At 69.5% G+C, this 13,446-nt stretch carries 7 protein-coding genes; all 7 read right to left on the bottom strand.

The features are described from left to right. Positions 1 to 326: 326 nt before the first annotated feature. The 7 genes from VFW71_03170 to VFW71_03140 all read right to left on the bottom strand — a co-directional run bounded on the left by VFW71_03170 (position 327) and on the right by VFW71_03140 (position 12,249). On the bottom strand, positions 327 to 2,750 hold the full coding sequence (locus VFW71_03170) for a choice-of-anchor D domain-containing protein (GenBank protein HEU5001764.1): 2,424 nt from the start codon (positions 2,748 to 2,750) through the stop codon (positions 327 to 329). 140 nt (positions 2,751 to 2,890) lie between these two features. Continuing rightward, positions 2,891 to 4,630, bottom strand: coding sequence for a molybdopterin-dependent oxidoreductase (locus tag VFW71_03165; protein HEU5001763.1), 1,740 nt, complete (start codon positions 4,628 to 4,630; stop codon positions 2,891 to 2,893). Between the two features lie 351 nt (positions 4,631 to 4,981). Continuing rightward, on the bottom strand, positions 4,982 to 5,263 hold the full coding sequence (locus VFW71_03160; GenBank protein HEU5001762.1) for a MafI family immunity protein: 282 nt from the start codon (positions 5,261 to 5,263) through the stop codon (positions 4,982 to 4,984). Beyond that, entirely contained in the window at positions 5,260 to 9,783 is a 4,524-nt protein-coding gene (locus tag VFW71_03155; protein HEU5001761.1) for a DUF6531 domain-containing protein, read from the bottom strand. The genes VFW71_03160 and VFW71_03155 overlap by 4 nt, the downstream gene beginning before the upstream one ends. A 46-nt stretch (positions 9,784 to 9,829) precedes the next feature. After that, positions 9,830 to 10,735, bottom strand: a complete 906-nt coding sequence (locus VFW71_03150) for a hypothetical protein (GenBank protein HEU5001760.1) — start codon at positions 10,733 to 10,735, stop codon at positions 9,830 to 9,832. A gap of 182 nt (positions 10,736 to 10,917) precedes the next feature. Then, positions 10,918 to 11,613 carry a hypothetical protein gene (locus VFW71_03145; protein HEU5001759.1) on the bottom strand — a complete coding sequence of 232 codons (696 nt, stop codon included), beginning with the start codon at positions 11,611 to 11,613 and terminating at the stop codon, positions 10,918 to 10,920. A 444-nt stretch (positions 11,614 to 12,057) separates the two neighbouring features. Then, complete coding sequence (locus tag VFW71_03140) at positions 12,058 to 12,249, bottom strand: hypothetical protein (GenBank protein ID HEU5001758.1); 192 nt, start codon at positions 12,247 to 12,249, stop codon at positions 12,058 to 12,060. Positions 12,250 to 13,446 lie beyond the last annotated feature (1,197 nt).

Genomic DNA, 13,446 nt, shown 5'->3' with positions numbered 1-13,446 from the left:
CGGTAGCGGTGGACATCGATGCCGGTGTAAACCTTCATCTGGGCCTCCTCCCCCGAGCTCGAGCTGCGTACAACCGTGGAGCCTACGAAGCTCCCTGAGCAGGGGGTCGAGGCCCGACCCTCATATCCTCAAATGTCCCCCCGATGATATGGGCGGCGGCCCGGCAGGCCAACGCAGCGCTGCTCCCCGAGTCCCTCCAACCGGCCGCCGCCGCGGCCTGACTATCGATAGGAGCATCCCTGAGTAGGCGGGAGGCGCGTTCTCCTTCCCGGTACCCAGAGGTCCGGACACCGTTGCGGGCGGCCACCCCAACACCTGCCATCGCGCTACTTCCCGGGTGACCGCGATCCTCGCCGGGCTCGCATGGCTTTTTCGCCGGCCAACAGCAGGGCGCCGGCGGTGAGCAGGCACAGGGCCAGTGCGAAGTTGGAGACGATATCGGCGCCGGTGACGGGCAGCATGCCAGCGGTTGGCGCCCCAGGCCGCAGAGCACCAGGCAAACGCTCGAAGGTAAGCCCGAGCACCGACGCGGTCAGCGTCGATCTGGCCTGCTGCCCGTAGGCGTCGGTGACCTGGTAGTCAACGGTCATGGCCGTGCCGGTGAAGGAGGTGACCGGCGTGAAGGTAATGGTTCCCAGCGGGTCGATGCTGTACGTGCCCTGGCCGGGAACCGTCACGGTCGAGGTCGGGATGCCGTTGACCAGCAGGGTGATGGTCCCCCCGGTGGGAACCGGCAGCACGGTGGGCTGTGGGATGCCTGGATCGCCTGACGAGGTCTTGGGGGTGGGCGAGGGCGGCGCCGGCGGCAGAACGGTGGGGGTATACGTGGACGTGGCGCTCTGGCCGTAGGCGTCGGTCAGCCGGTAACCGACCGGGGTGGCGACGCCGGTAAAGCCCAGCGCCGGGGTGAATGCGAGCGTCCCCGCGGCAGTGTCGACGGTGTAGACGCCCTGTCCCGGGACCGGGACCAGCGTGACGGGCGCGCCAATGGCGAGCAGGGTGAGCGCAGTGCCGGCCGGGACGGGCACCGCCACCGACTGCGGGGTGGTGCCGGTGCCGGTCGAGGTCTTCGGCGTAGCCACCGGCGGAGCTGGGAGCTGGGTCGGGACCGGAGTGGGGGGCGGCGGGGGGATCGGTGCCTCGCCCGTGCCCTCCAGCGTGACGGTCTGGGGGGCGTCGGCGGCGTTGTCGGCCAGGCTGAGCGTGGCGCTCCGGGAGCCTGTGGCGGCCGGGGCGAAGGTGTAGGTGAGCGTGCAGCTTGCGCCCGGGGCGATGCTCGACGACGAGCAGGTGTCGGCGGTCAGGGTGAAGTCGCCGGCGTCGGCCCCAGCCAGCGTGGCGGCACCCGGCCCGAAGACCAGGGGGGCGGTGCCGGTGTTGGTGACGGTCACGGTCCGGGGCTCCGAGGTCGTGCCCGAGGCCTGGGCCGGGAAGGCCAGCGGCGAGGGCGCCAGGTCGACCGCCGGGGCTGCCCCCGTGCCCTCGAGCGTGACGGTCTGGGGGGCATCGGCGGCGTTGTCGGCCAGGCTGAGCGTGGCGCTTCGGGAGCCGGTGGCGGCCGGGGCGAAGGTGTAGGTGAGCGTGCAGCTTGCGCCCGGGGCGACGCTCGTCGACGAGCAGGTGTCGGCGGTGAGGGTGAAGTCGCCGGCGTCGGCCCCGGCCAGCGTGGCGGCACCCGGCCCGAAGACCAGGGGGGCGGTGCCGGTGTTGGTGACGGTCACGGTCCGGGGCTCCGAGGTCGTGCCCGAGGCCTGGGCCGGGAAGGCCAGCGGCGAGGGCGCCAGGTCGACCGCCGGGGCCTGCGGCGGCGCCGGGATGGCCGTCACGGCCAGGATTTCGGAGCTCTCGTCGGAGTTGTAGTGGAAGCTCGACCCCGAGTGGTCCATGACCATGCCGGTCAAAGTGGCCGATCCGGTGCCCACGATGGAGACGGTGTAGGTCATGGCGATGGGGTCGCCGCCGACGTTGCCGTTGTTGAAGGCCACCGGCCCGATGCAGGAGGCATAGGTGGCGCTGGTGGGGTCGGAATCCCAGCCGCAGGCGTCGGCCCAGGGCCGGTCGTTGGTGCCCCCGACCGCGTAGGTGACGGCGACCGACTGCACGCGGAAGATGGTCCCGGGGAAGGTGAGGAAGGTCTCGAGCTCCTCGTACCCGTTGGTGGCGGTGAAGGCGTGGAGCGTGAAACTGTAGGTGCCGCCTTCGGTTACGACCCCGGGGCCGGTGATCGAAGTGACGGCGTTGCGGTTTTGCGAGACCAGGTGCTCGACGTACAACTGGCGAGGGGTCGGCGTGGACACCGTGGCGGCCCCGGTCGCTGAGGCGGAGATGGTGTAGCCCCGGGTGGTGTCATAGGCGGAGGCGTTCTGGGTGATGGTGACGCTGTAGTAGTCGTCATCGCAGGCGCCGGGAGCCAGGTCGGCCAGCGTGTGGGTCGAGGCGCCCTGCAGTCCGATATAGGGATTCGCCGTCGTCCAGGCGTACGACGTGGCCACGCCCGTCAGGGTCGCCGTGCCGGTGTTGCAGACTCGCGCACCGGACGGGAACACATACGGGCCGCTTGCGGGACTATTGGAATCGAGGCCCACCGTGTCCCACGTGAGGGGGGCAATCGACAGGGAGCCGGTGGCGGCGAAAGCCGGGACAACCATGATCCACGGCGCCACCAGAGCCGTGAGTATGGCGAGCGCCCCGAGGGCGCGGGCGGGGCGGCAGGGCCGGAGAGTGCGGAGGCGGTTGAGCGAGATGTCCAAGAGTCCAGCCTTTCAAGAGGTTACTGATCAATCGGCGGCTGGCGATAGCGACGGTAGGCGCAGGCGGCCCAACTTGAGTAGTCATTTCTCAGTCCCCCGGCGGGAAGTCCCGGTGACCGGTGTGGGCAGCGCCGGCGCGCTCAGATCGACTGGCGGTAGCCGAAGAATTCGTGGTCTGCGTTGTAGCCGCCGAAGCCACCGCCGACGTCGGTGAAGTGCGCGACGAAGTCGATGCCGGCTAGCCATTTCACCTGCTTGAACCCGAGCTGCACCTCGTTGCGGAGCCGCAGCGGGGCCCCGTGGCCATACGACAGCGGTTCACCGTTCATGTCATAGGCCACCATGCTGAGGTGGTAGGCCATCTGCTCGATCGGGTGGGCGTCGTAGTACAGGCCGCCATCGGGTCCGTCGCCCAGCGAGTAGAACACCACCCATTTGGCTTCGGCGTCCGGCCTGACCAGGTCGAGGAGGGTCCGCATCGACACGCCTCCCCACTTGGCGATCCCCGACCATCCCTGGATGCAGAAGTGCTGGGTGATCTGCTCGTGGTAGGGCAGGGCCCGGAGTTCCTCGAGCGACAGCTCGACCGGGTTCTCGACCAGGCCCTGGATCTTCAGTCGCCAGTCCTGGAAGCCCGAGTCGAACTGCCGGCGGTATTCAGCGGTGGTGGGGAAGGCGCCGTTGTGCCAGAAGTACGGGGAGACATCGTCCTCGCCGTATTCGCCCGGGGTGGCGTCGACGTGCTCGAACAGGCGCTGGAAGGGCCCCACCAGGGCGAAGCCGATCCGCTGCACCGCCCGGGGATGGCTGAGGGTGAACGGGGTGGCGGCGATCCAGATGACCACCAGCAACGAGGTCAGGGCGCAGAAAATGCTGAAGCCGACCCAACTGGCATCGTTGCGGCCGGCGTAGATGTGGTTCAAGTTGTGCAGGAGGCCGGTCGTGAACACCAGGGTGACATGGATGGCGATGAAGAACAGGAACCACACCAGCACCAGGAAGTGCAGGGAGCGGGCCACCTGGATCGACAGCCGCCGGCTCACCCACTTCACCCGGCTGGACAGCGCCGGCGACATGCCCAAACCGGTGATCAAGGCCGCCGGGGCGGCGATGAACACCGTGATGAAGTAGGCGAGCAGCTGCAGGCCGTTGTAGGCATTCCAGCCGCTCTCGGTCGGCCAGTGCAGTGAGAGGTACTGGATGAGCACGGACGCCGCCGCAGGCAATACCTTCCACGTGGTGGGGACGATCCGCCGCCACTGGCCTGTCGAGAACAGGAGGATGTAGAAGATGGCCCCGTTGGCCAGCCACAGCATGTCGATACCCAGGTGCCACCAGCGGGCCAGCCCGATGGAGTGGCGGAGGCCGGGCAGCCCCAACTGTTTCGGCAGGCTGACCGAGTCCTGTTTGGCGGTCCACAGCAACTCGGTGGGCACCGGCTTCTGGAACCGGAACCACTCCCGGCCCGGGGTCGAGTGGCGGGTCCAGTACAGGCGGGGGTGATCGGCCAGGATCTGGATCCCGGACCGGATGATGAAGATCATGAAGAGCAGGTTGAGGAAATGCTGCGCCTCGACCCACCATGGCAGGCCGGGACGTGCCCGGGGTGAGGCGATCGAGCCTGGGTAGCGGCCGATGAAGCGCTGCACGGCGGGCACCCCGCGCATTCCCTGGGCGAGCGCGATCAGGGCGATCAGGGTGGCAAACCCGATGAGCAGCAACCACAACAAGTTGAACCATTTGTCGCGCCCGACCCGCACCCGGGGCAGGGTCCCGTGGGCCGCGGGGAGGGAACCGGCCCAGGTCTCGGGGTCGACGACGTCGGTACCGGGGGATAGCTGCGCCCGGTACTCGGCCAAGCCGCCGGGCGTTTCGCGCACCGGCACCGATCCTGCTGCGTCGTCGGACTCATTCATCGCCGCCTGGCCCCCCTGCCGGTCTGGTGCGCTCCCGGCGAGGACGCCGGATGCACGGTTCCCTGATGTTGTCCCTTTGCCCAGCATTGCGCCAGACCCGGCCCCAATGTCGGGCGCCGTGGGCGGCGGCTTCCGTTACAAGCTCTCCGACCTGGGGCTGGCCCGAACTGCCTTTCGTCGCATGGCTAGCTCACGTGTGGCGCCATAGTTGAGAACGAATGTTTCGAGAGCCTATCTCCCTTGCAATATCTCAACATTAATGAGTCTGAATTACTCATAGTATGGCAACCGCACGATAGTCCAAGGACCCAAAATTCATGGGCCTTGGGCCCCAATAGAGCGAAGCTGGGTGCAGTAATGTCGGTCCATGCCAATGTCTCGCCCGAGCGTTGCAATCGAGTCCAAGATGTTTGGTGGCAAGGCGACGTCATATTCGTAGAGCTGGGTTGTTAGGTTCTCGAGAGCCAGCACCCACTCGCCCGCCTGGACGTGATCCTCAGTGTTGGCGATGTCAGCTTCGGGTAAGCCAGTGATTGAATCAATGATCGAGTGAAAACGATGAACCAGCGTGTCGGCCGGTGAGGATTCGTTTTTCATGGTTTCGGATACGACGTAATGATGCCTTCGCCTCTGGGCTCCACGATGACCCGCATCTTAACCCCATCCCGCACCCCTTCGACCGAGAAGCGGACCGGGGTGCCCGAGCGCGTAGACTCCGCCCCGGGACGACCGGTTTCTTGTTGCCATGAGAGGCTTGGATCGGTCGCTATGTCGGAAGTGTTATGCAGTATCTGCCCCGAAGACCACTCATTGGGAAAGAGTGTGTTGCCTGGTTCTCCAGGCGGCATGTGACCTTTGATAATGTGCTCAGTCTGGGCCTTACTCGCTAGGTTGACGTACTCACTCTCATCGCCCACCGCCAGATTGACACTCGTCGCCCCCTGAACCTCCCCCGCCACGCCCCCCACGGCGTCCAGGCCCAGCCCCAACGCCAGGGACTTCAGGCTGATCGGCGCCCCGCTCACCGCCCGGGTGGCCACGTTGCCGGCGGCGTTGGCCCCCATACGCACAGCGGTCTGGGTGGCAACGCTGGCACCGTCCAGCGCCTCGCCCAGCCCGGCCGTCAGCCCGGAGAGGACCCCGGTGGCCGCCACCACCCGGGGGTTGAAGGTCCCGGTCGCCAAGCCCGCCGCCGCCGAGGTGCCCACCCCGATCAGGACCGCCGCCCCGAGGGCCTGGCCACCGGGCACGAAGCACAGCCCCACCCCGGCCACGATGCTGAGCCCGAGCGCCAGGTCCCCCCAGGGGTCCTTCTTGATCGACTCCCAGGACTTGACGATGTTGCCCAGCTCTTCGGCGTGCTTGGCGGCCTCGAACTCGGCCTGGGTGAGGGGCCGGAGCCCCGAGGGGTCCAGGAGGCTCACCGGGTCGTTCCAGGCGTAGTGGTAGGGGTTGGCCCCGCACGGCGCCCCCGGCGGGTTCGCCAGCGGGTCGGGGGCCAGGAACGAGCGGGTGGCGGGGTCGTAGACCCGGGCACCCAGCCACACCAGCCCGCCGGTGCTGAGCTCTCCCCGGTAGCCGACGTGGACCCCACCCACCCCAGAGGCGCCCCAGGGATCGGTCGCCTCGCCGGCACCGGCGTCCCGGTCGACCGCCCTCCCCCCGATGGTCGCCACCCGGGGCCAACCGCCCTCGGTCTCCCAACCCACGGAAACACCACCGACCGACACCGGCAGGCCCAGGTTGTCGAAGGCAATCTCCACCCGCTCGCCGTTCCTGCTGACCGACGACAGCCGCCCGGCGGCGTCCCAGGCGTAGCCCACTCGCTCCTCCCCGGACTCCTCCCGGACCCGGCGCCCGGCGGCGTCGTAGGCGAAGGTGGTGAGCTCCCCGCCCGGCCCCCGGCGGCTGAGCAGCTGTCCGAGGGCGTTGTGGCGGTAGGTGATCCTCCCGCCCCCCGGAGCCGACTCGGACACCAGCCGCCCGCCCTGGTCGTAGGCAAAGCTCACGGCTGCCCCGCCCGGCGGCACCCACTCCACCAGCTGGCCCGCCCGGTCGTGGCGGTAGAGAGCCCCGGCCAGGCTGGCCGTCACCCGCCCGGCTGCATCGACCGGCAGATCGGGGGCAGGGTCCCTGGACCGCTGATGCAGGCCAGGCCTGGACCTCGGCGTGTCCACCCGTTGGCCGGCGGCATCTCGCTGGATGACAACAGAGGGCTTGCCCGCACCGAGGGGCGAGTAGCCCGTCACCCGGCCCGCCCCGTCCCGCCAGAGCTTCCGGCCGGCGCCGTCGGCGAAGCGCACCGCCTCCAGCGCCCCGGCGGCGTCGCGCACCAGGGAGGTCGTCGCCCCGAGCACATCGGTGACCGACGACAGCCGCCCGGCGGCGTCGTAGGCGAAGCTGGAGAGCCCGCCCAGCCCGTCGGTGACCGACGACAGCCGCCCGGCGGCGTCGTAGGCGAATGACGTCGCCGCCCCGAGGGGATCGGCCGCCGAGGCCAGCAGGCCCCGCTCGTCCCAGGAGAACCCCGATGCCGCAGGGCCGGTCGCCGCCGCCGTGGCCCGCCCGGCCCCGTCGCGCTCCAGGTGGACCACCACCCCCCGCCGGTCGGTGACCGACACCGCCCTCCCGGCCCCGTCCCGGTTGACCAGCACCGCCCGGCCCCGGCCGTCGGTTGCCCGCACCACCCGGCCGTCGACGTCGCGCACCAGGGACACCGAGCCGCTGTTGTCAGTAACCCCCGCCAGCCTTCCGGCCCGGTCGTAGCGGTAGGTGGCCGCCACGCCCTCCCGGGTGACCGACGACAACCGCCCGGCAGGGCTCCAGGCGTACGACGCCAGCTCCCGGCCCCCCACCGACACCGAGGCCACCCGCCCGGCGGCGTTGTAGGCGTAGGCGGTCTCCTCGCCGGCGGGGTCGACCACCGACGCCAGACGCCCGTCGGCCCCGTAGGTGTGCCGCCAGACCCCGCCGGCGCCGTCGACCTCCTGGACCGTGCGCCCCAGGGCGTCGAGCACCCGCCGCTGGGATCCGCCCACGGGAGGGACCACACCCACCAGGGCACCCTCGGCATCGCGCTCGTAGGCCCAGGTGGCCCCGCCGGGATCGGTCGCCGACACCACGGACCCGAAGCCGTCGAAGCCCTGGGCGAAGCGCCGCCCGTCCGGCCCCACGACCGAGACCACGTTGCCCGAGGGGTCGTAGGCCAGTGTGGTCACCGCCCCGGAGGCGTCGGTCATCGAGGCCAGCGCCCCGTGCGGGCCGAAGGCCGCCCGCCAGGCCCCCTCGGCGGGATCCACCCCGCCCACTGCCCGCCCCGCCGCCGACCAGGAGAACTCGAAGCGGGCCTTCGGAGTGCGGGCAGCGACCACCCGGCCGGCGGCGTCGTTGTCGTAGGACAGCGTGATCGACGACGCCAGCCGGAGCGCCGCCAGCGCCCCGCCCGGGTCGTAGCGGAGCGCCGTGGTGTTGGCCTCCCCGTCGGTGAGCGAGACCAGCTGCCCGTCGCCGTCCCAGGACAGCGTGCAGGACACCCCGTCGGCGTCGACGATCCCGGCCGGCTGGTCGTCGGCGCCCACGGCGATCACCGACACCGCCCCGCCCGGCCCCACGACCCGCCACGGCGTGGCAAGGCCGTCCCGGTACTCGTACGTGGTGGCGCCCCAGGGTGCCCGGCGCTCGGTGATCCGCCCGGCGGCGTCCCAGGCGAAGGCCTCCTCGAGGCCGAGGGGGCCGTACCGGGCCACGGGGTGGTCCCCCGACCACTCCAGGCTCCACGACTCCCCCCGCCGGTCGGTCCACCCCGCCAGATGGCCGGAGGCGTCGTAGGCCAGACGCATCGCCCGCCCGTCGGCGCCCACCAGGGCGGTCAGGTTGGCCCGCTGGTCGTGCACGAAGGCGTTGCGGATGCCGTCGTCGCCGGTGACCACGGTCACCCGGTGCGGGCCGTAGTGGTAGGAGCTTCGCCGCCCGAAGGGGCTCACCTGGGTGGCCACCCGGCCCTGGTGGTCGTAGGTGTTGGCCACCACCACCACCCCGTCGGCGTCGGTCACCGAGGTCACCCGGCCGCCGGCGATGCCGTAGGAGACCCCGCCCGAGGGCCGTGTGACCGCCACCAGGTGGCCACCCCGGTAGGTGTAGGTCGCCCCCCGCCCGTCGGAGGAGCGCACCGCCGCCACCCGGCCGGCATCCCAGGACACCTCCAGCCACCGCCCGGACACCACCTCCACCAGGCGCTGGACCTCCCCCGACTGCCAGCGCTCGACAACCACACGCCGTACCCCCTGCACCATGGCGGTCAGGGCGCCGGTGGCGGAGAAGGCAAGCCGGGGCCGGCCCCGCTCCGAGACCAGCCAGCCCTCGTCCTCGGGGGCCAGCCGCAGCACCGGCCGCCCAACGCCTGTCCACGACCCGTCCGGACCGGCGGTGAAGCCGATCCCGGCCCCGTCCGCCAGCACCACCGACGGGGAGTGGCCCAGCAGCAGCACGCAGTCGAGCAGGCTCGACCACCCGGCCCCGAACGCCCCCGGCCTACCGGAGGCCAGGGCGTTGTAGACCCGTTTCACATCGAGGACCGCCGAGCGGGCGGGGAAGGCCAGGTCGACCTCGTGGTGGACGAAGTTGCCGGTGGCGGTGCACACCGGGTCGTCGCTGAACCCGCTGAGCGGAACGTCGCCCAGCAGGGCCGACGCCGGGATGGAGAACCCCCCGTCGGGATCGGCCAGCCGCCCGTCCCGGGCCAGGAAGGTGCTGAGGGCGGCATCGGAGATCGTCGCCACGCCGCCTTCCCATGCATCGGCCTGTGCCAGGGCCCGGGCGACATCGGCGGCGAAGGCCTCGGTGGCCCGCAGCTCGACGAAGAAGGCCTCCATCGCCCGCAGGCTGCCCAGGTTGGGGACCTCCACGGCGCTGCCCGCCGCCACCCGAGACCACAGGTTGATGGCGGCCTGGGCGGCCTCGGCGAGGGACTCGGTGGCCGGCCCGGCCTCGGTGGCGAAGCCAGCCAGCCGGGCGGGGTCGCCCGAGGTCACGCTCACGTGGTGGTCAAACCTTCGCTGCCCCTCCACCTCGAGGAAGGCGGAGAGGGGAACGCTTTCAGCCGCCGCCCCGACTTCCATGACGGACTGCGCCCAGGGGTTCGCAGGCGCGCTGCATGAGCATTGGCTACCGACCGGGGCTCGATGGGACAAGCACCCCGTAGAGCTGGTCCACTTCGTAGGGCAGGGTTGCGGCGTCCACCAGTGGCGCCAGGCCATAGTCGGAGAAGTCCTGGAGGCCTGGGGTGGTGCCGGGTCCGACCGCCTCGAACTTGGTGTCGAAGACGATGGTGACCTTCACCTGATATTTGCCGGCTACGGCTCGCTCGTTCTTCGCCGAGCTTTGCGCAAAGGCATGGGTCACCGGCGGGTTGGCGCCGACCCCGAGTGAGCTTGTGGTGGTCCCGGTGCCGTCGCCGAAATCCCAGACGTACGACACCGGCGTGGAGATGAGGTGCACGCTGAGCCCGTTCCGGGTTGTGGAGGTGTCGATGGGCGTGCCGGCGTAGCCGGTGATGCTGAACTCGCTCGGGAAGTTGGCGATCCCGGCGCTGGCGGGCGGCGCCGCCCCGAGGCTGAGGGCGGGCAGCGTCACGGTGTCGCTCACGGATACGGCGACCACAAGCGCCGGGTTGGCTCCCGGGGCGCGCGGGGCGCGGGGGACGTACCAGTAGACGTGGACCACGCCGGCGCACACCACGAAACTGCCGGTGGCGCCGGGCGCAGGCGGCGTGGAGGGAGGCGGGGGGACTGCCGGTAGCTGACGGGCGGCGTTGGCGAGGGCCACCGAGAGGAGGCCGGGCGAGAAGAGGGCGGACCGGGCCTGCGCCCACCAGGTGGCGATGGCGGTCTGCGGGTTGGGCCCGGTAGAGAGCTGGGTCCACTCAGCCTGGACATCGGCGGGCATGGGCGTGGAGGTGCAGGGCGGGGGCGAGGGTCTGGGGCTGGGATTGACCTTCACCGACTGCACCTTGGCGGGTCGTGGGTTGGGGGCGGGGGTGGGCGGGTCGGACGGGTTTCCGGTCGTTCCCACATCCAATTTGACGTGCGCCTGATGAACCGTATCATTTCCAAGACAATATTCTCCTGACCAAGGATCCGTTGTCCCCACGCCAGAGCATGCTGCTGTTGCAGTTGGCTCAGGCGCGGGAGGGCCATCTGCCCAGCTCGCGGGCATCCGTCCCGTCAGGACAACCAGCGCCGCGAACAGAAGAACTAGTTTCCGCCGATGCCGTCCACCAACCACCCGTTTGCCCCTCTAGAGAATCGAAAACGTAGCCGAAGCACTCTTGGCTGTACAGGTTGGAGCGGCTTACCCGTGTCTTGGCTAACAGTTGCGCTTTGGTCTAGAGCAGTGTCATACACCCAAGCGACTCCGGAACTCTCCAAGCCAATACGGTAGTTGTCTTGGTCGTCATAACGTATTGTTGCCCCCTGGGATTTCTGGGTTGTCAGCTTGGCCTCGTCGGCTCCAAGCTGAGGCTGCGCCTCGACTTCGGTCAGCAGGGCAGGATCGAGCTTCTTGTAGGCAGAGTCTCTTACTTCCTCAAAATTCCTGAAGGCGGACTGGAGTTCCCTTCGCACGTCGGAGCTCGGCTGACCAGCCGGTATGGTTGCATAAGAAATGGCCGTGCCTGAAACTGTCTGAGTTGAGGCACCGAACGTGCCCGTTCCGTCAACTAGCCACATCCCAGCGAGCGATTTTAACGTCGTGCTGTCTTCGACAAAGTCATTCGTGGGTTGGGACGTTGGCTGCTGTGTATTTGGGTCTAGACTGACGGATTTACTCTGCCAGACATCATCAACGGAGGCGTATTGGCCACCCCGATAAACCATGATCTGCAGCCTATGGACTGGAACTTCAATATCAATAGGCTGATTCTCTTGCTGCTGGGACGCGAGCGTTTTCACCTCGGACTCATATCCGATAGGAGTCATAAGAGAACGCATCGGCAGAGGGTCGAGTTGCAGATAGGCTTGTTTGCGGGCCCCCCACCAAGCCAAGTACGCCTTCCGCACCGCGGCCACTTGGTCCGCCGGCGTTGCCGTCGATTTGCGGGTCGTGAGGTAGCCGACCAGTCCCCCGCCGAGGGCCAGCACCACAACGATTGCGACCCAGACCGGCCACCCCGGCCCCCGTCTGCGGTCCGCCTCCGGAGGGCGGGGCGGGAATACGTCCCCAGGCCGTAGCACCGGAGGTGCCATGACCGGCCGGTCCGCCGATTCTTCCCAACCTGCCATCTCGTGCAGAATGTTAATCGCATGTGCCACCGTGAGTCAACACACGTTTGCAGCCCTCAGCACACCGCCTCGCTGAGCCATGTGGACAGTCGAGCCGGTCCGCTGCTCCAGGGCTTACCCGGCCCACCCCATGGCATCCAGAATGCCCCCGGCCACCCACCACTGCGGGCGGCCTGGCTTGGAGGCAGGCAGGGACAACGGCACCAGGATCCCCCGGTCAGCCAGTTCCCGGATCGCCATACGGGCCGCCGGGCCCGACACCCCGAGCCACTGCTCGACCATCGGCCCCGACACCGCAAGGTGCATGGAGAGCAGCTCAAGCAGGCGCCAGGCGGTGGCGTCGCTCCCACAACCAGGTCCTCGGGAAGGACGCCGTCGGCCACGAGCCGCACCGCGTGCCGCCGTGCCTGCTCCTCGAAGACCCATGCCAGATGGCGATCCCATTGCGGGCGGCGCCGTGCCAACACCGCCGCGCCCTGGCCGCCCTCGATGAGAGCCAGATCCGAGTACAGGACGCCGAACCAAAACGCCAAGTAGATGTCGCCCAGTTCGTAGAGGGGACGGGCTGGCCGGGGAGCCCCACTGGCACGCTCAGCCTGACAAATCCGGCACGCTGCAGGACCTGCAGGGGATGCTCGATCCGCTGGGCGGCCTCGGCCTGGAGGTCGGCGAGCCGGGTGCGGCCCCGGCCGATGGCTGCCAGCACCCGCCGGTATCCATCGGCCTCGCCCAGTTCCTCGAACAGGATGCCCGGGCGTCCTCAAGAAGGATTCTGCCCGCGCTTCCGGCGAGGCGCATCAGGTTCGTCGCCCTTGAGGCGCGCTGGTCCCACGCCCTGAGGTGGAGCGGGTACCCCCCGCACGCGGCGTAGGCCGCGACCAGATCCTCGGGTGCAAGGTCGGGCAGGAACGCCCGGGCGGCCAGCAGGCCCGCCGGATCGAGGCGCATGCTGAGCGTCGGTCGGCCCCGTAGCGCCCCACCCGCGCCAAGCATCTGCTGGACGGCTCCGATCGCAGAGCCGGTGATCACCAGCATGAGACGCGTTCCTGGGGCCACGCGGTCCCAAACCGACTGTGAGGATGCTGGCGAAGCCCGGCGTCGGCCGGGCGAGATAGGGGACCTCGTCGAGGATCATCAACAACGCCTCCCGGCCGGCCTGCGCGATCGCAAAGCGCATCGCGGCCTCCCAGCTGGTGAAGCCCCGTCCAGTTGCGTCGGTAGCATCGCTCCCCAGGTCCCGGCCGACCGCCTCGTAGAGCCGTCGCAGTTCGATTGCCTCCGCCTGCTGGGTGGCGGCAAAGAAGAGCGCCCTCCGCGACGCTGCGAAGTGCGAGAGGAGGAACGTCTTGCCCACCCGTCGGCGTGTACGTGGCCATGCCAAAGTCCCCACTGGTGGCCACTTAGAACGCCCCACGGGTGGCCGCAAGGAAGCCCCACCTCCGCCTGAAATCCGAGTCCTGGCCCCTCCGGCCGGTGACGGTGTCGGTGTCCGCCAGCACCACA

Source organism: Actinomycetota bacterium (assembly GCA_035765775.1).
In the GTDB taxonomy this organism is placed as follows: Bacteria; Actinomycetota; CADDZG01; order JAHWKV01; family JAOPZY01; genus DASTWV01.
This window is presented reverse-complemented; position numbering and strand designations above follow the sequence as displayed.